Here is a 21,689-nt window from a genome sequence, read left to right on the forward strand (position 1 = left end):
ACCGAGGTCGTCCGCGGGCAGGCCGATGTCGGCCACGGACCACCGTGACGCTGAGCGTGCGCGACGACCACTCCGATCGGCACACCGGCGAAAAGGATTCGCCCACCGATCCGCTCGGCTGCGCGTACAGCGCGCGATTGTCCGGCGTGTCCGCGGCCGCGCCCCACAGCGTGACCGTCAGGTGCCCTGCACGACCGCCACCTGCGCGATCGACTGAACCCGCACGACGACGGCTGCTGGGCCGAATACCTCTTCATGCAAAGCCGAATTGCCGATGAACGCGTCGGCGCGAACCTCGAAGAGCCGCGGCGCGGAGCCCGCTCCGGTCGACGGCTGCGAGATCAACGATAACGTGTCCGGATGACCCGCAAGACGTACGATGCTAGCGTCGTATGCAGGCGAAAACCTGCCCGTCAGCATCCGATGCGGCGTCTGCCTGGCCAATGCTGCGGCCAACTACGAGACGAAGCGATTGCCTGCATCGTCGTCGAATACGCAGATGATCCACGGACTCATACAGAACCGACAGCAACCCAGTGCGATCGACGCCGCCAGCGTCCGCGTCGGTTCCAGTTTTCCGTTCGACAACGCATCCGGCAGGACCATCAGCGTGCTCGGCCATTTGAGCACACCCTGCTTCGACTTCCTTCGCGGAACTCGAAACCGCGAAGAGAGATCGTGCTTTTCCTTGTCCTGTAGCGTATCCAGTGTGCCGCTGCGCTCCCGGAGCAGCCCTACCCATTCCTCTACCCACGAATTCACGCAGAAACCATATGTGAATAGCTGAAACGCGAAGAGACGTCGGCGTCAAGAAACATGACGAATCAATAACTTGCGGAAGTTGCAGGCCATCCAAGGAACGCCTCGGAAGCTCCGGGCGGAAGGCAGCCGATTCCAACCATCCCTTGCATAGGCCCGGCAGGTAAGACTCCCGCGATCGCAAATGGCTTCCTACCCACGATCCTACCCATATTCGGCGCGGCGGCAATCCAACTCATACTAAAGTGCGCCAAGGCCAAGCTCTTCCGATTCATACTTGGCGGATCGGATCGCCTCATAGAAGCTCGATTCGATCGCGACTTCCTTCCGGTCGACATGAACAACCCACGCGTTGAACATGAAGCGCCAGCGGATCCGCCGTTCTTCGAGCATCGCCGCAAACCATCTCCATACCGAAGCATCGTCCGCGTTCGCGGTAGCAGCGGCAACCATCCGTGCCTCGCAGATTGCCTCCCAGCCCAGTGAAGGATCGCATATCGAAATCATGATGTCAGATGATTTTTCGCTCGTGCAATGCGTCGATCTCGTCGTGACTCAGTCCCAGCCATGCGCCCAGGATCTCGTCGGTCTGTTCGCCGAGCCGCGGCGGCGGGCGGAGATACTGGACTGGCGAATCGGACATTCGGATCGGATTCGCCACGAGCGGCACGCTGCCGGCCGATGCATGCGGCATCTCGATACGAATGCCGCGCGCCTTGACCTGTTCGTCCGCAAATACCCGGTCGAGCCCATTGATCGGCCCGCAGGGCACGCCCGCCTCCTCCATCGCGATGACCCACTCGTCGGTCGACCGGCACGTGGTCACTGCGCCAATCAGCGCGACCAGTTCGTCGCGATGCTGTACGCGTAAAGGATTCGTCGCGAAACGTGCATCGCTCGCCCATTGCGGCTGACCGAGCACCGCACACAGGCTGGTGAACTGGCGGTCGTTGCCGACCGCGATGATCATATGACCATCGGCCGTCGGAAAATCCTGGTAGGGCACGATGTTCGGATGCGCGTTCCCCATCCGGTGCGGCACGATGCCACCGACCAGGTAATTGGCCGCCTGGTTCGCGAGCGCGGCGATCTGCACGTCGAGCAGCGCCAGGTCGATATGTTGTCCACGCCCCGTGCGCTCACGATGGGCAACGGCGGCCAGCACGGCAACCGTCGCATACAGCCCCGTCATCACGTCGGTCAGCGCGACGCCGACCTTCACCGGACCGGCACCTTCCGTGCCGTCTGCGCGCCCCGTCACGCTCATCAGGCCGCCCATCCCTTGTATCAGGAAGTCGTAGCCAGCACGTGACGCATACGGACCCGTCTGCCCGAACCCGGTAATCGAGCAGTAGATCAGGCGCGGGTTCTCGGCGCTGAGCGTCGCGTAATCCAGCCCGTACTGCGCAAGGCCACCGGCCTTGAAATTCTCGAGCACGATATCGGCCTGCTGCGCGAGTTGCCGAACTAGCGACTGGCCGTCCGGCCGGCTCAGATCGACCGCGATCGAGCGTTTGTTGCGATTGGCGCTCAAGTAGTATGCCGATTCGCCCGTCGACTGCCCGTCCGCGTCGAGCAGCCACGGCGGGCCCCACGCCCGCGTGTCGTCGCCCGTCCGCGGCCGCTCGACCTTGACGACATCGGCGCCGAGATCGGCGAGAAGCTGGCCGGCCCACGGTCCGGCCAGCACCCGCGACAGATCGAGTACGCGGAGGCCGGCCAATGCGCCTTGCTGTGGGATCGTTTCCATGGCGGCTCAGAATGCGGCAATGCCGGTAATCGCCCGGCCGAGAATCAGCGCATGGATGTCGTGCGTACCCTCATACGTGTTCACGACTTCAAGATTCACGAGGTGCCGTGCGATGCCGAATTCGTCGCTGATCCCGTTTCCGCCCAACATGTCCCGCGCGACCCGCGCAATGTCGAGCGCCTTGCCGCATGAGTTGCGCTTCATGATCGACGTGATCTCGACGGCCGCCGTGCCTTCGTCCTTCATCCGGCCGAGCCTCAGGCAACCTTGCAGACCGAGCGCGATCTCGGTCTGCATGTCGGCAAGCTTCTTCTGGATCAGTTGATTCGCGGCAAGCGGCCGGCCGAACTGTTTGCGATCGAGCACGTACTGCCGAGCGCGATGCCAGCAATCCTCGGCAGCGCCGAGCGCACCCCACGCGATACCGTAGCGCGCGCTGTTCAGGCAGGTGAACGGCCCCTTAAGGCCGCGGACGTCCGGAAACGCGTTCTCCTCCGGACAGAACACATCGTCCATCACGATCTCGCCGGTGATCGACGCACGCAGCCCGACCTTGCCGTGAATCGCCGGCGCCGACAAACCCTTCCAGCCCTTCTCCAGCACGAAGCCACGAATCGCGCCCTCGTCGTCCTTCGCCCAGACGACGAAGACGTCCGCGATCGGGCTGTTCGTGATCCACATCTTGCTGCCCGTCAGGCGATAGCCGCCGTCGACCTTCCGCGCGCGCGCCGCCATGCCGCCCGGATCGGAACCGTGATTCGGCTCGGTCAGGCCGAAGCAGCCGACCAGTTCCCCCGATGCCAGCTTGGGCAAGTATTTCTGGCGAGTCGCTTCGTTGCCGAATGCATGGATCGGCACCATCACGAGGGACGATTGCACGCTCATCATCGAGCGATAGCCGGAATCCACACGTTCGACCTCGCGCGCGACGAGGCCATAGCTGACGTAGTTGCTCCCCGCGCCGCCATAGGTGTCCGGAATCGTGATGCCGAGCAGGCCCAGCTCGCCCAATTCGCGAAAGATCGCCCGATCGGTCTGCTCGCGACGAAACGCATCCAGAACGCGCGGCGCCAGCCGCTCCTGACAGTACGCGTGCGCGGAATCGCGCACCATGCGCTCCTCCTCGCCAAGCTGCTGGTCCATCAGCAGCGGGTCGTCCCATTGAAACGAATTCGATTTGTGTGCATTGGTCATTTGTTGATCGCCCGCGTGAAGGTGTTACGCCAACTTTATTCGCCATGTATCGTCAAAACAAACGATTTGTTTGCACCGACATGTGCAAAAATCTCACTCGTTAATTTCATTACTCACCTGGACACGCATCATGCGCCGCACGATCCCCTCCACAACGGCTTTGTCCGCATTCGAGTCCGCCGCTCGCCACCAGAGCTTCACGAAAGCGGCGGACGAGCTCGCCGTCACGCAAAGTGCGATCTGTCGTCAGATCGGTGTGCTCGAGGAATTTCTTGGCGTGAAGCTGTTTCGGCGCACCCGACGCGGCGTGACACTGACCGAAGCCGGTGCGGCGTATAGCCGCCGTGTGGCATCGAGACTCGATCAGATCGAATACGACGCGCTGGAGATGATGGCGACGGGCGGCAAAGGCGGTACCCTGGAGCTCGCGGCCGTGCCGACCTTCGCAACCCGTTGGCTGCTGCCGCGCATGCCGGCGTTCATCGATACGCATCCGGACATCACCGTCAATCTGACCGCCATGCCGCGTCCGTTCATGTTCGATGCGACAGGGTTCGACGCGTCGCTCCACGCAGGCCCCGCGCCGTGGCCCGGTACGGCCGGCGATTTGCTGATGCAGGAAAGCGTGATCGCGGTCGCCAGCCCGAAGCTGGTCGCGTCGCGCATCCAGCCGACTCGGGCGGACTGGCGGCGCTATCGGTTGCTGCAGCAAAGTACGCGACCGTACGCATGGCGCGAATGGTTCGCGGCGCAAGGACTCGAAATGGAAGGCGACCTGTCCGGACCGCGTTATGAACTGTTCTCGATGCTGGCCGAAGCGGCGTCGAGCGGAATCGGAATCGCATTGATTCCTCGCCTGCTCGTCGAGGACGAACTATCGCGCGGGACGCTGGTTCAGGTCGGTCGCTACGAACATCCGACCGGGAATGCGTACTTCCTGATCTACCCGGAAGCCAAGGCGGAAAGCTCGACGCTGTCGGCGTTTCGGGAATGGCTGTGCGGCGAAGCGCGACGATACAACGAGAACATTGCGCACATGGCTCAATCACGCGGCGCGCGACATCACCGGCCCGCACCGTGACTGCATCTGATCGAAACGGCGTTTCGCGAGTGTGCGCGTCAACTGAAGCGCATGGGTGACTGACCGGCCTCGCCGCCGCGCCCGGCACGATATGCGCTGCACGCTACTACCGCGATGGTGTCGATCGCATGAGCAAACGCGGCGCCGGATAACCGGTCGCCGCGCCGACTACCTATAGAATCTCGCACGCCTCGTCGAAATCGAGCCGCGGGCTGCGGGGAAAAAGTCCGCCCGAATCGCCATACCCGAGGCAGCAAAGAAAGTTCACGCGCAGTGCCGTGCCTTCGAAGAACAGCTGATCGACTCTGGCCGCGTCGAATCCCGACAGCGGCCCGCAGTCGAGACCGAGCGTGCGCGCCGCCATGATGAAATAGCCACCCTGCAGCGAGCTGTTGCGAAAGCATGTGTCGCGTGCCAGCTCCGGTTGCTCGATGAATATCTTCGCTGCGCCCGGCCGATGCGGAAACAGCTTGTCGAGCTGCGTGTAGAACGCCACATCCTGCGCAATGATCGCAACGACCGGCGCGGTACGCACTTTCTCGACGTTCCCCGGAGAAACCGCCGACAACAGCCTTTCGCGCGCCGGCGGCGACCGCACGAACACGACGCGCATCGGCGAGCAGTTCATGCTCGTCGGACCCCACCGGGTCAGTTCGTACAGGTCACGCAGCACCGCATCGGGCACCGCCTGGTCCAGCCACGCGTTCTGGCTGCGTGCGTCGGTAAATAACTGCTGGCGCGCGCGGGTATCGAGCGGCTCGTTCATACCGTTTTCCTCCAGATCGACCATCGAAAGGCCATGCGCGCGCATCACGTGCGCGTCGCACCGACCATGAAGAACGCCACGGTCGCCGGGCTGTTCCCGTAGTTGCGCCATGCATGACGCGTGCCATTCTGTACGACGACATCCATCGGCCCGAGCCGCGTCGCCTGCCCGTCATCGAGTTCCAGCCAGATCTCGCCCGACAGCACGATCGCATAGTCGACCGTTTCGGTCGCATGCATGCCTGGATGGTCGGGCTCGAACGTCGCCGCGAGATCCGGCATGCGCGCGGCACATTCGTTTGCCGCCGCTGCCGGATCGAACTGCGGAGCCGCCATGACCTGATCCGGCGGAAAGGTGACGACCAGGAGACTGGTCGCGCCGGCCGGCGGAATCAGGGTGTCTTTTCCGACCGTCGGATCGGCCGTCGTCGCCATCGACGGAGATGCCGCGGTCGTCCACACCTGTGCGAATGCATGTCCGGGAATGGTGCCGAACAGGACAGTTCGGGGTGTCGGGCCATCGGAAATCACGACGGACCGGCCGTGCGGATCACGGCCGGTCACCACGCGTCGAATGTGCATGAGTTGCCTCGCTGTAAGGAAACGCTTTCGGCCGACGACACCCCGGCGCCGATGTGACGCGGAAGTGTCGCCGATGTGCTTTACGGACAGATCACGTAGTTGCTGAAGCCGCCATTGCGATTCTCGATCCCGCCCAGCGCGACATTGATGTCCTCCAGCTTGAACGTGCAGTGTTCGAAGACCGACAGGTCGACGACGCCGGATTCGACCATGTCCGCCATTTCCTGTCCTTGCCCAGCCGTGAACCACGCGGAGCCGCTCAGGCGCTGGTCGTTGTCCATCATGTAGTGAAGATTGACCGGCACGTCGCCGGCGACCGCGCCGACATTGACGAGATGACCGCCACGTCGCAGCGTCTTCAGCGACTCCTGCAGCGTCGTATGCGGTGCGCCCGGCCCGAGCGCATCGATCACCGCATCGACGCCTTCCCCGCGCGTGATGCGCGCCGCCCATGCGTCGACCGGCTCGTCATCGAGCGCCAGGACCTCGATGCGATCCGGCGCAATCGCCTTCACGCGCTGCAGCAATTCCTTGTTGCGTGCGGTGCCGAGAATCTTCCGCGCCCCCATTGCGAGCCCGAACAGTGCAACCCCGATGCCGAGCGTCCCGCTGATGCCGTTGACCAGGATCGTGCTGCTCGGCCCGACTTCCGCCTTCTTCAGCGCACGATAGGCGGTGCCGAGATAGCCGAACCGCGCCGCGGTCTCATGGCTCAGGTTGTCGGGTATCTTGACCAGGCTGTATTGCGGCGCGGTCATGAACTCGCACAGCCCGCCGTACGGATAGTCGTCGAAGATGGCCTGCGATCGCTGGCTGAACCCGAAATAGCCGTTGAATGTGTAGTACGGACAGGCCGTGGTATCACCCGAGCGGCACGCGCGGCAACCGCCGCAATAGCGCGCCGGATTCACATAGACGCGGTCCCCCACGTTGAACGCATGGACCTGACTGCCAACCTCCTCGATCACGCCCGTCGCGTCGAGACCGAAAATCGCCGGCAGTCGGGGCAGCGGCAGGTGGGGAAACCATTTCTGCCAGTTGCTCAGCACGTTGCCGAGGTTGGGCACGATCCCGCATGCCTTGACTCTCACCAGCACGTCGGTCGGCCGCGGCGACGGCACCGGGATGTCCTCCACCACCATCGGTGCGCCGACATCGTGCATCCGTGCTGCTCGCATCATCTTCGTCATGTCTGTCTCCTGTCTGTCACTCTTCGTGTATTCGCAACACACATTCACTGGCCCGGTCATCTGTCTGCGACTCAAGCCAAGCTAAATGCATGATATCAATTTTTATGCATAAAAACTCAGATTCCGCCTGAACTTCATCGCAGGCCGTCGAGACCCTTGACGTCCGACGCCGCGAGGCCGCCCAGTCGCGCATGCACGCGCCCGCCCGTCGCCATCGCGAGTGCGAACGCGATCTCGTTGCGGCGCGGGCCATCCCAGACGGTCACCTCGCACGTGCCATAGTGACTGCGGACATAAGACGCCTGAATATGGCCCAGCGGCACCATCAGGCGCGCACCAACGCCGCCGATCGTCTTGGCCGACGGCACCATTGCTTTCGGCTGGCCCAGCGATTCCCGCATCGCCCAGCCGCCGGCTTCGTGCCATACGGCACCATGCTCGAGTTCGCCATCCTCGCCGACGATCGCGCCCTTTCCGTACGCCTGGACGTTCTCCGCGCCGCCGAGCAGCGCCACGAGGCGTGACGAGAGGTCATGCCCGAGTTCGCGCAGCGCCTGCATGAACGGCAGCAGGTCGGGCTCGTACCGCCCCGCATACGGATTCGCGACGACGGCAGTCGCGACCGCAACCCGCAGCGGCTCGCGCACGCGCTCTCCCCCTTCGTGCCAGACCTCCTCCACATCGAGCTTGATCTTTCTGACATTGACCAGCGGCATCTTTCTGCTCCACGAAAATTGTTCGGATCGCCGGGAGCCAGTTTGTACTCCCGTGCTTGCATTATATCCATTCCGATGTAATATGCATAAAAACATGTTTTATGCCCAAACGGAGGAGCAATGAAACTCGTGTCGTATCGCCGGGCCGGCAAGGCCGCTTTCGGTGCAATCAAGGAACAAGGGATCGTCGATCTCGCGTCGCGCATGCCGGCGCTGGCCGATCTCGCTTCACTGCTCGCGGATGACGCGGCACTGGACGAAGCACGCCGGCTCGTCGCCGCGGCCGCGACCGCGGATTTCCCGTTGGCCGATGTCGAGCTCGAGCCGGTCATTCCACGCCCGAACAAGATCATCTGCGTCGGCATCAACTATGTCGCGCACGCAGCGGAAGCCGGGCGCACGGTCGGCAAGTACCCCGTCATCTTCCATCGGTACGCGGAAACCCTGTTGCCGCACGGTGCGCCGCTGATTCGTCCGACCATTTCAGACAATTTCGATTTCGAGGCCGAACTCGCGGTCGTGATCGGCCGCGGCGGTTCGCATATCGCACCGGAAGACGCGATGAGCCACGTTGCCGGCTATACGTGCTTCAACGACGCCAGCGTGCGTGATTGGCAATTCCATACGCACCAGTACGGGATGGGCAAGAATTTCCGCGACACCGGCGCGCTCGGCCCGTGGCTCGTCACGGCCGACGAAATTCCGGACTACCGCGAACTCTCGGTACACGGCCTGTTGAATGGCGAACAGATGCAGATCGGCAAGCTGTCCGACCTCGCCTTCGACATTCCGGCCCTGATCGCATACGTATCGCAGGCGCTCGACTGGCAGCCGGGCGACATCCTCGCGACCGGCACCCCGAGCGGGATCGGCTTCAAGCGCCAGCCGCCGGTATTCCTGAAGCCCGGTGACACCTTCGACGTGGTGATTCCGGGAATCGGCACGCTGTCGAACCCGGTGGCCGACGAAGCGTGAGCGATACTCGAACAATCAGGAGACGATTATGGCGGCACTGCCGAAAATTCAGTTCACTCACTGCGGCATCTTCTGCAGCGACCTCGACCGGATGGTCGACTATTACCGCAAGGCACTCGGGTTCGTGATCAGCGACAAGGGTGTCGCGTCGACCGGACACAATCTGTACTTCATGACGCAGGATCCGGAAATCCATCACCAGCTCGTGTTGTTCGATGGAAAGCCCACCGACCTCCCCTTCAACCCGGTCAACCAGCTTTCCTTCCTGCTCGATTCGCTGGACGATCTGCGCACGTATTACCAACGCGCGAAACGCGCGGGCGTCGCCGCTATCGAGCAGGTCGATCACGGCAACGCGTGGTCGATCTATTTCAAGGATCCTGAAGGCAATCCGATCGAACTCTACGTCGACAGCCCGTTCTTCACCGCGCAGCCTTGTCGCGAGCCGCTCGATCTCGATCTCCCGAGCGCTGAAGTCCTGAGACGGACGGAAGCGATGTGCCAGCGCCGCCCGGGCTTCCTGACGCGCGACGCATGGATCGCGGCAATGCGCGAACGCATCGCCGCCCAGCGCACCGCGTTCGACGAATAGACATACCAATCCGTAGCGTCCGCCGCATTCGACGGCAGGCGGACGCCACCCTGCAAAAATGGGGGAGATCACTGGTCATGAAGTGCAATCTGATTGGCGGGTCGTGGCGCACCGGCGCCACTTCACGCCGCAACATCAATCCGTCCGATCTCGACGACGCGATCGGCGACTATGCGCACGCGGATGTCGAGCAGGCACACGAGGCAATCGACGCCGCTAGCGACGCTCAACGCGGCTGGCGGGACAGCGGCATCCAGGCCAGAGCGAATGCACTCGACGCGATCGGCAGCGAATTGCTCTCGCGACAGACGGAACTCGGTACGCTGCTGTCGCGTGAAGAAGGCAAGACGCTTGCCGAGGGCATTGCCGAAGTCGCGCGTGCCGGGCAGATATTCAAGTTCCACGCCGCCGAAGCGGTACGCTCGGGCGGCGAATACCTGTCGTCGGTCAGGCCGATCGTCGACGTCAGTATCACGCGCGAGCCGGTCGGTGTCGTCGGCATCATCACGCCGTGGAACTTCCCGATGGCCATTCCGGCCTGGAAGATCGCGCCGGCACTGGCGCACGGCAACAGCGTCGTCTTCAAGCCGGCGGACCTCGTCCCGGGATCCGCGTGGGCGCTCGCGGACATCATCCACCGCAGCGGCATTCCGCCCGGCACATTCAATCTCGTGATGGGGCGCGGAAGTGTCGTCGGCAACGCGATGGTCGCCTCGCCGAAAATCCACGCGATCTCGTTCACCGGATCCGTCGATACCGGACGGAACCTGCTGCTGCAGGGCGCGCGCCAGTTCAAGCGGATGCAGCTCGAGATGGGCGGCAAGAATCCGCTCGTCGTCCTCGACGACGCGGACCTCGACGTCGCCGTCGACTGTGCGATACAGGGCGCCTATTACTCGACCGGGCAGCGCTGCACCGCGTCATCCCGTTTCATCGTGCAGAAAGGCATCTATCCGCGCTTCATCGCCCGTGTCGCGGAAGCGCTCGAGCAGCTCCGCGTCGGGCATGCGCTCGACGTCGACACGCAAATCGGGCCCGTTGTCGACAGCGAGCAACTGCGACTGGATGAGGCGTACGTGGAAATCGGCAGGAATGAAGGGGCGACGCTGATCTGCGGCGGTACGACCGTCTCCCGCAGCACACGAGGCCATTTTCTGACGCCGGCGCTGTTCTCCGACGCGGCGCCGAAGATGCGCATCGCGCGCGAGGAGATCTTCGGCCCGATCGCGTGCGCTATTCCGGCGAAGGACTACGACGAGGCGCTGGAGATCGCGAACGACAGCGAGTTCGGGTTGTCAGCCGGCATCTGTACGACGTCCCTGAAATATGCGGCGCATTTCAGGCAACACATGCGCAGCGGGATGGTGATGGTCAACGTGCCCACCGCGGGGGTCGACTATCACGTGCCGTTCGGTGGCACGAAGTCGTCGAGCTACGGCCCGCGCGAGCAAGGCCGATACGCCGCCGAATTCTTCACGACCGTCAAGACCGCCTACACGAAGGCATACTGAGATCAGTCGGGCGACGGTCCGGTGGACCCGCCCGCACCGCCGGGCGAACGTGGTCGGCTCTGGCGGAACGAATATGAACATGGAGGAGATGTGGACTTCGATTTGATCATTGTCGGTCTCGGCCCGGTCGGTGCAGTCGCCGCCAACCTGGCCGGTCAGGCCGGCCTGCGCACGCTGGTCGTCGACAAGTCGCCTACTGTCTACGACAAGCCACGGGCAATGGGATTCGACCAGGAAATCATGCGAATCCTGGCCAACCTCGGGATCGCAGACAGGATCGCGCAATACGTGATGCCGTACCGCCCGTCCGAATACCGGACGACCGACACGCGGGTGATCCGCCGCATCGACGCGGCAGCCCCGCCGTACCAGCTCGGCTGGGCACCGAACTACGTGTTCATGCAGCCGCAAATCGAAGGAATCCTGCGCGACAATCTCGCCGGCTACCCGTCGGTCAGGGTCGAGCTCGGTGCGGAAGCGACCGCGGCCGAATCGCACGACGATGCCGCATCCGTGACGATCTCGCTGGCGTCGGGCGAGCAACGCACGTTCACCGCGGGCCATGTGCTGGCCTGCGATGGAGGAACGAGCCCGATCCGTACGCGGCTCGGCTTGGACATGGAGGATCTCGACTTCGACGAGCCATGGCTCGTCGTCGATGTGATGCTCAAAGACGGTGCCGGCGAGAGCCTGCCGGCAACCAACGTGCAGTATTGCGAGGTCGCGCGCCCTTCGACGTTCGTCGTCGGACCCGGCCGCTGCCGCCGTTGGGAGTTCATGATCAACGCGGACGAGACGCCTGACGAGGCCTGCCGGCCCGAATTCGTGAAAAAGCTGATTTCGCGCTGGCTCGCCGACGACGAATACGAAATCTGGCGTGCATCCGCCTACCGGTTTCACGCGCTCGTGCTGCGCCGCTGGCAAGCCGGACGGATATTCTTCCTCGGTGACGCGGCGCACATGACGCCGCCGTTCCTCGCGCAGGGAATGTGTCAAGGCATCCGGGATGCGTCCAATCTCGTCTGGAAGATCGCGATGGTTTCGCGCGGCAAGGCCGGTACGGCACTGCTCGACAGCTACCAGGCTGAACGGTTGCCGCACGTCAAGCGCACGACACTCGTGACGAAGGAACTGGGCAAGCTGATCTGTGAACGCGATCCGGTCGCGGCCAGCGCGCGCGACGAGCGCTTGCATGCGGAGATGGCCGCCAATCCGCGGGGAATGGTCCGGCAATCGTTGATCCCGGGGTTGAGCGACGGCTTTCTGTCCGCTTCGAGCGACGGGCCACGCGGGCTGCTGTTTCCGCAACCACGCGTGCGGACGTCCACCGGCGACGAGCGCCTGCTCGACGACGTGACCGGCGCGACCTTCCGGCTCGCGGTGGACGCACGTACTGATGTCGCGACCGTCGCGCAACTTCGGCAGGCATGCGATCGCCTGCAGTATCCGGCGATCCGGTTCGTCTCGATCGGGCCCGACGCGCTCGCGCCCGATGCCTCGCCGGATACGTATCAGGACGTCAGTGGCGTGCTGACCGGCTGGATGGCTCAACACGATTGCCGTGTGGTTCTCGCCCGCCCCGATCACTATGTGTACGGTGGTTGCCGCGAGCCGCATGAGGCGCTTGCGCTGCTCGACGAGCTCGTGGGCGCGCTGGCCACCAACGGCTCGCAAGCACTTGAGGCGCCGGCAACGAGCCTTTGATCCGGAACGCGCATCATGTAACAGCCTTCAGCGCTCGGTGCTTTGCCCGAGCGCTTTTTTTGTTCGACGAGCCTTTCGAGTCAATCTTGCATAGAAGCGAGCTTTGCGCATAAAATTACCGCATTGACAATCCGGAATGCCACGCCATGGATTCGACACCTGCCTCCAATGGTGCCCCGCTCATCGATGTTGCTTTCGCACGGATGAAAACCTCGATCATCCGGTGTGAACTGGAGCCAGGCACGCGCCTGAAAGTCGAGAGTCTGTCGAAGACCTACGGTCTTAGCAGTTCACCGATTCGCGAAGCACTGAACCGCCTCGCGCAGGACGGAATCGTGCAGGCGACCGAGAATCGCGGCTTCTGGGTCGCACCGATCAGTATCGACGACTTCAAGGACATCACGCGCCTGCGCATCCTGCTTGAACACGAAGCGCTGATGGATTCCATCGAGCATGGCGACGACGACTGGGAAGTTGCCGTGCTGACGGCGTTCCATCGGCTGAGCCTCGCCGAAAAACGGATGGGTACCGGCCCTGTGGCCCTCGACGACGACTGGTCGGAGCGCCATCGCGCCTATCATATGGCGTTGCTGTCCGCGACGCCGAGCCCGCTGCTGCTGAACATGGTCGGATCGCTGTTCGACCGCGCCGAACGCTATCGGCGCTACTCGGCACTCCATCGGACGGAGGAACGCCACAAGGGCGCGGAACACGAAGCGCTGATGAAAGCGGCGATCGGACGGGAAAAAGACAAGGCAGCGAAATTGCTGCGCAAGCATATAGAAGGAACGTTGACTCGTGTTGCCGCCGCACTGGAACGGCAATTGGCATCGGTGCAGTAAGTCGCGCGCAGTGCCCCGATACTGCGTCTGCGAATGCACCCCATTGCGACGACGACTCCCGCCGCCGTCGCACGCATCAATCAGAACATCGTTTGCATGCCGATCCGGCCGATGAACTGCGAGCGACTGCTCGACGGGCCGAACGTCCCGTTGATCGCCGCATTCGCCCCCCCGTTCGTCAGCTGATACACCGATTGCAGATAGACGGCCGTCCGCTTCGACAGATGGTACTTCGCAACGGCCCCCCATTGATGGGCGTGATTGCGGTCGACAACCTCGTTCCCCCACATGTAGGTGTAGGCGAGGCTCGTCGAGAACGCCGGCGTGAACTGATACAGTGCGCCGACCTCCGCTGCGTTGACAACCGCGCCGTTGTGGGTATTGCGCGTGTCAGTGAACAGCGCCGTCAGCAGCAGCTTGTCGCCGCGATATTTCGCGCCGAGCCCGTAGTTCCTGATGCTGTCGCCGAGCAATGACGCATAACGCACGTCGGTATAGGCCGCGCCGAATGCAAACGCGCCGGCACCGTAGCTGGCACCGAAGCTTTCCGCGCTGTTTTGGCGGAAATCCCCGGCCACGCCGCCGAATGCGTACATTCCGCCGAACCGGAATCCTCCCAGCAACGGACTCGTGTACTTGACCGCGTTGCCAAGAGGCGTGTCGCCGTTCATGCGGTCGAAGTCGAACGCCTCGTTCGGCGGAGAATCAGGAACGCCGAGCTTCGCAAACGGACCATCCCGGAAGCCGTAGAATCCGCCGCCATACATCGCCATATCGGCCCCGACATCGGCGAACAGCGTGTCGACCATGAAGTCGTACTGGCGTCCGAGCGTGAGCTTGCCGAAGCGCGCGTTGTCGAGGCCGACCCATGCATTGCGCGCGAAAAGCCCGGTTCCGGTACCGCTCCCGTTGCTCTTCTGAGCGACGAGATTGCCCTGCAGCGTGAACTGCGTCACCAGCTGGAACACCGCGCGGGTGCCGCCACCGAGATCCTCGGTCCCGCGAAATCCCAGCAGGTTGGGCAACGCGATGCCGTCGTCGAGCCGCCATGCCGGGTGGCCCGACGTATTGCTGATGTATGACACACCTGCATCGAGCAAGCCCCAGAGCGTCACGCTGCTTTGCCCATAGGCACACGATACCGGGCCCAGACCCGCTGTCGCGCAGGCAATTGACGTAATGACCCACCTTTTCACCGTCGTCTCCTCCATATCGTTTACGAAGTCGCCAATGTGCACAAGAAATGCCTAAGATAATTTTTTGTGCATATTTATATTCTTTGCGCACACTCTACACGGCTTTGCAAGACGCAAAACTCCGTGTTTACGCGTGAGTGCGCTGCAGCATGAAGACGCATGCCGACGTCGAAGCTGCAGCAACTCCACGCGCTGCGGCGGTCGCTACGTGGCACGTCAATGACGTTGCAAAGGGCTGGCGATCAGCATCCGGGGGGCGCAGGCCGAGAAGCGAGGCTTCGCTTCGAACCGTGATGGTCTTTCAACGCTGCACTTTCATAACGGTCACGATGGCGGCGAGTTCGTATTCCCCGATCGCGGCAAGTACGTCCTCACGGTTGCGGTGGGGACACCATGTCGCACGACCCCATCAACTCCAGACCGCGATCTGAAGCGGGAAATGGTTAGGCGAATCGTTGGATTGGATGGCGATTATTCAGAGACTGGCGGGCTATCTCGGCGTGACGAGCCAGGATATTGGCCGACTGCGGTTCTACCCGTAGCAGGCAAAAACGCCCGCTGCCCGCACGATGGGGCCTTCAGTGTGCATAGGGTCACCAACCCGAGCACGGAGGAAATACACCCGATAGAATAATCTGCTCGTATGCCCATATGATCGACGATCAGCCCTCCCACGGCGGACCCAATCGCGATGGCGACTTGAACAACGCAAATGAAGAGCGCCGAACCGACTTCGGGGCAGTCAGCGGCATCGTGCTGAGTCCAGATGCTGAAGCACAACGGGATTGCACCGAACGCTACGCCCCAGAGCGACAATGCTGCGGCCTCGCCGATTCGCGCATGATCCAGTACCACCATCAGCAACAATGCGAAGAACAGCAGAGCCGTCGCGATCGCGGTGGCGACTTTCACGTGGCCATCCATCACCGCCGAAAGCGTCACGTTCGACATGAAGCCGACAATACCAAACACCATCAGCAGGCTTGAAATCTCCGATACCGAAAAGTCCTCTCCGAGACGAGGTTCCAGGTACGTATAGGTGGAAAAATGCGCGCCGAATACGAACGCCACCATCATCAGGCTCAGACGCACGTGCGGCCGGCGCAGCAGCGAAATGAAGTCCTGAACGCCCACGGTGGTTTCAGCTGTCAGCTTCGGCACGAAGGCGACCTGCGCAAAAAGCGCTACCGTTGCGAGGACACCGGTCGCAACGAACGATTCCCGCCAGGACGCGAGCGTAGCGATCAGGGTCCCGAGCGGCACACCAATGACAGTAGCCGATGCAACCCCGCCCAGGATGCATGCGATCGCACGCGCCGTATCCCGGGCTTGCACCATGCGCCCCGCCGCCGCGGTCGCGAGCGTCCAGAACCCTCCCAATGCGATCCCCAACAGTGCCCTGCCGGCAAGCATCGTCGTGAAGTTCGTCGAGTACGCACTGACGAAGCTTGAGCACGTCAGCAATCCGGTTAATATCAAAAGTATGTACCTGCGATCCCATTTTCCAGCAACAACCACCGAGGTCGGCGCGGCCAAGGCAGCCATCACACCGGGCAAGGTCATCATCAAGCCTGCCGTCCCGGACGTGACATGCAGATCCAGAGCGATGTGCGCCAGAAGGCCGACCGGTAGAAATTCGCAAGTGACGAACGCAAATGCGCTGACCGCGACGGCAAATACGGCGAACCATTGATGTCGTGAGGTTGGGACATCGCCGGGAAACTTTCCGGACGAGCGGCTATTGGAAGGCATGCTATCGGAGCGCAGATGAGGAATGATGGAAGCAACGGACGATACGGTCGACAGCGTGCGCCTGACGACACCGGGCGGGTCACCGATAGCGGAATGAAGGGAGCGCCCCGAGCAGTTGTTGCTCGCGAGACGCTCCTTGAGCGCTAATCCGGAATACCCTCGATCAGCGCGCATCCCCCGTTTCCCGTCCTCGGTCGCTTCAGGAAAAGCGCAACGGCAAAGTCAAATAGTTGCGAATGCGATCGTCGTGCTGAACCGCGGGAGAGCCGGCGAGCTCCACGCGTGAATAGCGTTCCGCTATGGCTGACAAGATCACCTCGATCTCGACACGGCTGATCAATTGCCCCGCGCAGCTGTGTGTTCCGATGCCGAACGACAGCATCTGGCTTTCACGCATCGAACGAGTATGGTCGAATGTGTTCGGATCCTCGAACACATCAGGATCCCGATTGACCGCCGCAGTCATGAAGCGAATGACGCTATTTTCCGGGATCACCGTGCCTCTGATCGTAACTGCGGCTTTGTTGTACCGAGTGAAGGACATCTCTGGCGGATACAGACGCAAGAATTCGTTGATCATCGCCTGGCGGCTTTCGCGATCGGCTTTGTAGAGGTCGAAGAGTTCAGGCTCGCGCGTGAAATGCTCCAACGTCGACGCGAGCACGTAAGCCGGATTAGGTGCACCGGAGAAGAAAAAATTGACCATGGCCTGGACGACTTCAGCCTCGGATAGTTCGCCTCGCGCTTGTGCCTCGATTAGCGCGTCCGCAAGACCGTTTCCAGGATTTCGGCGCTTCTCGGCAACAAACGCGTTGCACCGGTCGAACAGATACTCGAAGCCCTCTACCGCATCGTCCAGCTGCGCCTTCGTTGAAGCCGGAGACTGAGCCATGACAATACGCAATCCGTTCTCTATCACACCTTCGATGTCGTCTTCCGGTATGTCGAAGATGCGGCACATCGTGACGTGCGTGGGTACGACACAAATAGTGTGATGCGCCTCGACAATGCCATCTTGCGCGATATTGTCCAGCGCGTCGCTCACAAGCGCCTTTGTATGCTTCGCCCACTCCGCGACCATCTTCGGCGTGAACCACTTGTTGAAGTGCCGCCGCAATAGCGTCTGCCGTGGCGGATCGTAGAACAGCACACTTTCCTTGAACACGTGCCACGGATGGGGTTTCACCCAGTTCGGCTCCTCCATGCTCATCGCCGGATGCTTGGCAAACTCCACATAGTCGGAATACTTCGAGACGACGAACTCACGTTCGCTAATCCGATACACCGGTGCCTCGCGTTGCAATCGCTCATACCACGGATACGGGTTGTCGCGAAATGCGAGGCCCGCCCACGGAAGGTAAGGACCGCTCATGAAATCGTCCGTTTTATTTTTCATCGAAACCACCTTATTTGCCCAAAATCGAAAGGATGCCTTGGGACCATGCCACCGCCACCTGGTTTGCAGGCATGCCCTTCGATGCATTGTGTCGTCCCGTTTCGCCAATTTGCGTGGCGCCGCACGAAGCGAGCATCTCAGTCAATAGATCGATTGCACGGTTGTAATTCTCGTAGCTGGAATCCCCGAGCCCAAACGCGGCAAATCTCATCGAAGCCAGATCGGGACGCTTCGCGACGAGCGCGCGATAGAACGGCTCGGTCGTCTCCGGCATATCGCCCTCACCGTACGTAGAAGTAACAAAGATCGCGAATCTGACCGCCTCTAGTTCGTCCACTGCTTGATCCGCCATCGATTTGACGACGCTCGGCATATCCTTCTCGGCGAAGCACATCGCAATATCGTCGGCAACCATCTCTGCGTTACCGCTCTCCGTGCCAAACAGAATCAGAATTGATGCATTCATTTCTTTTGCTCATATTTAGACGATTACCCCACGCTCACGACCTGCCTTGCAACTTCCAGCAGGCGCCTGCGATCTGCAATTTTCTTGCGGAGTCTGTTCGGCCCCGCCGCATCCCGTTCATACCGGTCCACCTCCAGCCAGCCGGCGTAATTCACGAAATCGGCTGGAAACTGGTCTCCGAGCGCGGCCAGTCCAGGTCGGCCGATCGGCAGCGCTCCGTCTTGCACCATCGCAACAATCTGCGCGGCCACGGCTTGTGCGTCTCTGCGATTCGCGGCAACCCCGCCCTTTCCGCCGTTCTTCGCCCAACCGACATCGAATACATTAAACGCACGCCACGGCCCGCATCGAGCGCCGATATCGCCGACCTCGTTCGTAAAACCAATGGCAGTAACGATCGTGTCAACGTGAAAGCTCACGATACCTTCCGCTTTCGAGTGTCCGCGCAAAACACTTTTCGTCAGCCGTGCATCGACCTGCACCGGCGTACATTCGAAGTGGAAAACAATTTCCACCAGCGGTTTGGCAGATACGATGCGTCTCGCGGCATTCCGCAGCACTTGTGCCTTTTCGCTCTGATCGTCGTTCGAAAGACCCGAAGCAGATACCTTTACATGACCCAGATCACAGAGTTCACGCAGCATGGCAAGGTCAAATTTCGCGTCGCCTGCGCTGGATCTTCCGACGAGGTGAATCCGCTCGAGACGATTCGAGCGAAGCATCGATAGCCGCTCGTCGTCGATATCGGAGTTATCGAATTGCTCGATGCGTTTGGCCAGCAACCGGGCAACGTCTATGGCGACGTTCCCGTGCCCGACGATCGCCAACGATTCACCCAAGGAGCAAAATCGCCCTCTTTCATGGGGCAACCGAGGCTCGGGATAGCCGTTCAGCGCCCGCAGTATTTCGCCCGCCCCAACGACGTTTGCTTTCGGGTGTTGTGGAATCGGAAGAACCGAATCCGTTGCCAAACCCGTCGCGAGCGCCACAATGTCGAAACTCTCTGTCAATCGCTCAAACGACAGGTCTTTTCCGATTGTTACATTCCCGAAAAAATTGACCCCATCGCGTCTAAACAATCGATCGAACTGCATCGCCACGGATTTCGAACCCTGATGATCGGCCGCGATGCCGTAACGCAACAGACCGAATGGTACCGGCTCCGATTCAAACACCGACACTGCGGAATCCGGCCAAACCTTTATCAACGACTGAGCCAGGTAGCACCCCGACGGCCCGCTTCCCACGACGGCAATGGATGGATTAATGATGCGCATGAACGTACCTGGACTGGTCTCTTGAAACCGAGATGAATCGGATGCCGAGTTGCTTCGCGGCTGAAGCCGAAGCTATCGAGATTCACATCCGAAGCATGGATATGTCATTGGGTGACGGCGAGAACGGTCTCGTCGTCCGTGCCGCCATCTCGCGGCTCTACGTCAGGATTGCGCCCCAACCGCCGGAACACTTCCGGCTTGGCCTTCCTGAAATAAACGGCCAATGCCATCCCGAAAATCTGCACTGCGCACAGGCTATAGAGCATCCACGTGCTTTGGCCCGGTTCGCCGCCAACGAGAAGCTCGAAGTGCTTGCCAACGAGGACGACGAGCGCAACAAACAGGACTGCGGAGATGCCGGGCGCAACACACGCTTTGAAAACGCCTGCACCGATGAACCGCCCCTCGCGGAAATACCAGACGAGACATGAAACATTCACGACGGTCATAAGGATCAGTCCTCCTGCGGTACCGACGCCAGACAGTCGACCGTAAAGCAATTCCGGTTGGGCCCCGGTCACGATGAACGGCAGAAGAACAAGCAGCGTCAGCGTCGAAACCGTAACGGACGAGCGGTACGGTGACAAATGCTTCGGATGGATCGCACTCAGGTACTGCGGAAATGCGCCGTCGATGCCGAGGTTGTGAAGATAACGCGTCAGCACGTTATGAATGGACAAGCTGGACGCAAACGCCGAGGTCAAAACCAGGATCGCGACCGGCGTGCGCATCCGCGCACTGACGAACTTGTCGAAGGCATTCTGAAACATGGTGGCGGGCGATTGCGTTGCGACGGAGATCACGTCTTGTCCATACACGCGAATCAGTGCATATGCGCAGAACGTATACAACAGACCGATGAAGATAACCGCACCATAAGTTGCTCGCGGAATGGTTCTATCCGGGTCGCGCACCTCATCACGGAACAATGCTGTCGCCTCGAACCCCATAAAGAAAGAGACGGCAAACAGCATGGCAAACGGGCTGTTCGCGTTGAACAATCCGGATGGGGAAAAAATGGCGTTCGGCGGCAAGTCGCTCGGGGGATTGCTGCCAATAACTCCTGTGCAGAACGCGATGCAAACGATGACTTCGGCGACCATTACCCAAGTCAGGAACTTCGCGGATACTTCGATGTGCAGATATCCGAAAATCGCGATGGCAAGCCAGCATGCGAGCGTAAAGTAGTGCCAGGGGAATGCCCATCCCGTGAGCGTCCGCTGCAGATCAGCGGACGCAACGCCAAAATACGCCGGAACACCGGCAAGGATGATGAAGTACGTAATCGTGGCGAGCATTCCGGCTCCAAGCCCGGCACTCTTGCCCAATCCATGCGTGATGAATGCGTAGAAGTCGCCTGGTCGCTTCGCAGCATGGTTGAGTGTCAGATATCCCAGCGAGAACAGCATCAGCAGAACCATCGTCGCGATGAAGATGGTAGGGCTGGCTGCACCGCCATACATCAACGCGACCGGCACATATCCCGATACGGTCGTGAGAGGGGCCGAAAAAGCCAGAACACTCAGCGCAAGACCAAAGGCGCCCATATTCCCGGTAAGTTTATTTCCCTTCTCAGCAATCGCCCTGTAACCGCTTGTCTTCATTCGAGCCACCTCTTTTCTGTGCGCGGCTCTCTCGGTATCGCACTGTGATGCGCGTACCGCAGAACCCGTTGACTTGGTAGCCGAACTATATTCAGCGAATTTCTGGCCAACATCCTCCGAAAGTATCTATGCGTCGCTTCAAGATGGAGCGCCGATCGCGCGTGGTGCGCCATGCACGACCAACGTGCAATGACGCGCTTCCAGATCGTGCGTCTACCTCTACGGCACCCTGGCACTTGGCCGGATTCGTCGCCACCGTCGCCATATACGGGAGCGTGTGACCCGCCAGTCGCCTTGGCTCGGTTCTTGCGTCCAATCGTTGAACATCGCGCTAGCA

21 protein-coding genes are annotated in these 21,689 nt (G+C 61.3%); 6 read left to right on the top strand and 15 right to left on the bottom strand.

The window, feature by feature from the left end:
- Positions 1-177: 177 nt before the first annotated feature.
- From DIE12_RS38065 to DIE12_RS12660, 5 genes are all read right to left on the bottom strand, one after another.
- A complete protein-coding gene (locus tag DIE12_RS38065; RefSeq protein WP_185641242.1) occupies positions 178-345 on the bottom strand; it encodes a hypothetical protein in 168 nt (55 codons plus the stop codon).
- Between the two features lie 111 nt (positions 346-456).
- Positions 457-762 carry a hypothetical protein gene (locus DIE12_RS12645; RefSeq protein WP_124551260.1) on the bottom strand — a complete coding sequence of 102 codons (306 nt, stop codon included), beginning with the start codon at positions 760-762 and terminating at the stop codon, positions 457-459.
- A 237-nt stretch (positions 763-999) separates the two neighbouring features.
- Positions 1,000-1,212 (bottom strand): hypothetical protein, encoded by a 213-nt coding sequence (locus DIE12_RS12650; protein ID WP_234745145.1) that lies wholly within the window; start codon positions 1,210-1,212, stop codon positions 1,000-1,002.
- Positions 1,213-1,270: 58 nt separating this feature from the next.
- Positions 1,271-2,509: a CaiB/BaiF CoA-transferase family protein gene (locus tag DIE12_RS12655; RefSeq protein ID WP_124551261.1), complete on the bottom strand. Its 1,239-nt coding sequence runs from the start codon at positions 2,507-2,509 to the stop codon at positions 1,271-1,273.
- Positions 2,510-2,515: 6 nt separating this feature from the next.
- Positions 2,516-3,703: an acyl-CoA dehydrogenase gene (locus tag DIE12_RS12660; protein WP_124494156.1), complete on the bottom strand. Its 1,188-nt coding sequence runs from the start codon at positions 3,701-3,703 to the stop codon at positions 2,516-2,518.
- A gap of 130 nt (positions 3,704-3,833) precedes the next feature.
- Here DIE12_RS12660 and DIE12_RS12665 point away from each other — a divergent pair, with 130 nt between their 5' ends.
- Positions 3,834-4,784, top strand: coding sequence for a LysR substrate-binding domain-containing protein (locus DIE12_RS12665; RefSeq protein ID WP_124494157.1), 951 nt, complete (start codon positions 3,834-3,836; stop codon positions 4,782-4,784).
- Between the two features lie 172 nt (positions 4,785-4,956).
- On the opposite strand, the gene DIE12_RS12670 is transcribed toward DIE12_RS12665, so the two are convergent.
- The 4 genes from DIE12_RS12670 to DIE12_RS12685 all read right to left on the bottom strand — a co-directional run bounded on the left by DIE12_RS12670 (position 4,957) and on the right by DIE12_RS12685 (position 8,037).
- Positions 4,957-5,550: a malonic semialdehyde reductase gene (locus DIE12_RS12670; protein WP_124494236.1), complete on the bottom strand. Its 594-nt coding sequence runs from the start codon at positions 5,548-5,550 to the stop codon at positions 4,957-4,959.
- A 44-nt stretch (positions 5,551-5,594) separates the two neighbouring features.
- Complete coding sequence (locus tag DIE12_RS38620; protein ID WP_260429022.1) at positions 5,595-5,885, bottom strand: cupin domain-containing protein; 291 nt, start codon at positions 5,883-5,885, stop codon at positions 5,595-5,597.
- 326 nt (positions 5,886-6,211) lie between these two features.
- Positions 6,212-7,321: an alcohol dehydrogenase catalytic domain-containing protein gene (locus tag DIE12_RS12680; RefSeq protein WP_124551263.1), complete on the bottom strand. Its 1,110-nt coding sequence runs from the start codon at positions 7,319-7,321 to the stop codon at positions 6,212-6,214.
- A 134-nt stretch (positions 7,322-7,455) separates the two neighbouring features.
- On the bottom strand, positions 7,456-8,037 hold the full coding sequence (locus DIE12_RS12685; protein WP_124551264.1) for an amino acid synthesis family protein: 582 nt from the start codon (positions 8,035-8,037) through the stop codon (positions 7,456-7,458).
- A gap of 120 nt (positions 8,038-8,157) precedes the next feature.
- On the opposite strand from DIE12_RS12685, the gene DIE12_RS12690 reads away from it, so the two are divergent.
- The 5 genes from DIE12_RS12690 to DIE12_RS12710 all read left to right on the top strand — a co-directional run bounded on the left by DIE12_RS12690 (position 8,158) and on the right by DIE12_RS12710 (position 13,661).
- A complete protein-coding gene (locus DIE12_RS12690; RefSeq protein WP_124551265.1) occupies positions 8,158-9,012 on the top strand; it encodes a fumarylacetoacetate hydrolase family protein in 855 nt (284 codons plus the stop codon).
- A gap of 28 nt (positions 9,013-9,040) precedes the next feature.
- The gene (locus DIE12_RS12695) at positions 9,041-9,604 is read left to right on the top strand and encodes a VOC family protein (protein ID WP_089489211.1); all 564 of its coding nucleotides are present in this window, start codon (positions 9,041-9,043) and stop codon (positions 9,602-9,604) included.
- Between the two features lie 77 nt (positions 9,605-9,681).
- On the top strand, positions 9,682-11,115 hold the full coding sequence (locus tag DIE12_RS12700; RefSeq protein ID WP_124551266.1) for an aldehyde dehydrogenase family protein: 1,434 nt from the start codon (positions 9,682-9,684) through the stop codon (positions 11,113-11,115).
- Between the two features lie 90 nt (positions 11,116-11,205).
- Positions 11,206-12,819, top strand: coding sequence for a bifunctional 3-(3-hydroxy-phenyl)propionate/3-hydroxycinnamic acid hydroxylase (locus tag DIE12_RS12705; RefSeq protein ID WP_124551267.1), 1,614 nt, complete (start codon positions 11,206-11,208; stop codon positions 12,817-12,819).
- A gap of 146 nt (positions 12,820-12,965) precedes the next feature.
- A complete protein-coding gene (locus tag DIE12_RS12710; RefSeq protein ID WP_060067727.1) occupies positions 12,966-13,661 on the top strand; it encodes a GntR family transcriptional regulator in 696 nt (231 codons plus the stop codon).
- An 80-nt stretch (positions 13,662-13,741) separates the two neighbouring features.
- Here DIE12_RS12710 and DIE12_RS12715 read toward each other — a convergent pair whose 3' ends face one another.
- The 6 genes from DIE12_RS12715 to DIE12_RS12740 form a co-directional block, all read right to left on the bottom strand.
- On the bottom strand, positions 13,742-14,899 hold the full coding sequence (locus tag DIE12_RS12715) for a porin (protein ID WP_260429023.1): 1,158 nt from the start codon (positions 14,897-14,899) through the stop codon (positions 13,742-13,744).
- Between the two features lie 429 nt (positions 14,900-15,328).
- A complete protein-coding gene (locus DIE12_RS12720) occupies positions 15,329-16,783 on the bottom strand; it encodes an MFS transporter (RefSeq protein ID WP_124551268.1) in 1,455 nt (484 codons plus the stop codon).
- A 25-nt stretch (positions 16,784-16,808) separates the two neighbouring features.
- Complete coding sequence (locus DIE12_RS12725) at positions 16,809-18,005, bottom strand: cytochrome P450 (protein WP_185641243.1); 1,197 nt, start codon at positions 18,003-18,005, stop codon at positions 16,809-16,811.
- 10 nt (positions 18,006-18,015) lie between these two features.
- Positions 18,016-18,471 (bottom strand): flavodoxin domain-containing protein, encoded by a 456-nt coding sequence (locus tag DIE12_RS12730; RefSeq protein ID WP_124551270.1) that lies wholly within the window; start codon positions 18,469-18,471, stop codon positions 18,016-18,018.
- Between the two features lie 23 nt (positions 18,472-18,494).
- Positions 18,495-19,748, bottom strand: a complete 1,254-nt coding sequence (locus DIE12_RS12735) for an oxidoreductase (protein WP_124551271.1) — start codon at positions 19,746-19,748, stop codon at positions 18,495-18,497.
- A gap of 104 nt (positions 19,749-19,852) precedes the next feature.
- On the bottom strand, positions 19,853-21,352 hold the full coding sequence (locus DIE12_RS12740; protein WP_124551272.1) for an APC family permease: 1,500 nt from the start codon (positions 21,350-21,352) through the stop codon (positions 19,853-19,855).
- Positions 21,353-21,689 lie beyond the last annotated feature (337 nt).

The organism is Burkholderia sp. Bp9015 (assembly GCF_003853505.1).
Lineage (GTDB): Bacteria > Pseudomonadota > Gammaproteobacteria > Burkholderiales > Burkholderiaceae > Burkholderia.

Excerpts from the sequence above, each read along its gene's own strand:
- DIE12_RS12650 (WP_234745145.1), bottom strand. The coding sequence starts at position 1,212 with ATGGTTGCCGCTGCTACCGCGAACGCGGACGATGCTTCGGTATGGAGA.
- DIE12_RS12700 (WP_124551266.1), top strand. The coding sequence starts at position 9,682 with ATGAAGTGCAATCTGATTGGCGGGTCGTGGCGCACCGGCGCCACTTCA.
- DIE12_RS12660 (WP_124494156.1), bottom strand. The coding sequence starts at position 3,703 with ATGACCAATGCACACAAATCGAATTCGTTTCAATGGGACGACCCGCTG.
- DIE12_RS12725 (WP_185641243.1), bottom strand. The coding sequence starts at position 18,005 with ATGAAAAATAAAACGGACGATTTCATGAGCGGTCCTTACCTTCCGTGG.
- DIE12_RS12720 (WP_124551268.1), bottom strand. The coding sequence starts at position 16,783 with ATGCGCGCTGATCGAGGGTATTCCGGATTAGCGCTCAAGGAGCGTCTC.
- DIE12_RS12655 (WP_124551261.1), bottom strand. The coding sequence starts at position 2,509 with ATGGAAACGATCCCACAGCAAGGCGCATTGGCCGGCCTCCGCGTACTC.
- DIE12_RS12690 (WP_124551265.1), top strand. The coding sequence starts at position 8,158 with ATGAAACTCGTGTCGTATCGCCGGGCCGGCAAGGCCGCTTTCGGTGCA.
- DIE12_RS12740 (WP_124551272.1), bottom strand. The coding sequence starts at position 21,352 with ATGAAGACAAGCGGTTACAGGGCGATTGCTGAGAAGGGAAATAAACTT.
- DIE12_RS12730 (WP_124551270.1), bottom strand. The coding sequence starts at position 18,471 with ATGAATGCATCAATTCTGATTCTGTTTGGCACGGAGAGCGGTAACGCA.
- DIE12_RS12685 (WP_124551264.1), bottom strand. The coding sequence starts at position 8,037 with ATGCCGCTGGTCAATGTCAGAAAGATCAAGCTCGATGTGGAGGAGGTC.
- DIE12_RS12735 (WP_124551271.1), bottom strand. The coding sequence starts at position 19,748 with ATGCGCATCATTAATCCATCCATTGCCGTCGTGGGAAGCGGGCCGTCG.
- DIE12_RS12710 (WP_060067727.1), top strand. The coding sequence starts at position 12,966 with ATGGATTCGACACCTGCCTCCAATGGTGCCCCGCTCATCGATGTTGCT.
- DIE12_RS12665 (WP_124494157.1), top strand. The coding sequence starts at position 3,834 with ATGCGCCGCACGATCCCCTCCACAACGGCTTTGTCCGCATTCGAGTCC.
- DIE12_RS38620 (WP_260429022.1), bottom strand. The coding sequence starts at position 5,885 with ATGGCGGCTCCGCAGTTCGATCCGGCAGCGGCGGCAAACGAATGTGCC.
- DIE12_RS12680 (WP_124551263.1), bottom strand. The coding sequence starts at position 7,321 with ATGACGAAGATGATGCGAGCAGCACGGATGCACGATGTCGGCGCACCG.
- DIE12_RS12670 (WP_124494236.1), bottom strand. The coding sequence starts at position 5,550 with ATGAACGAGCCGCTCGATACCCGCGCGCGCCAGCAGTTATTTACCGAC.
- DIE12_RS12695 (WP_089489211.1), top strand. The coding sequence starts at position 9,041 with ATGGCGGCACTGCCGAAAATTCAGTTCACTCACTGCGGCATCTTCTGC.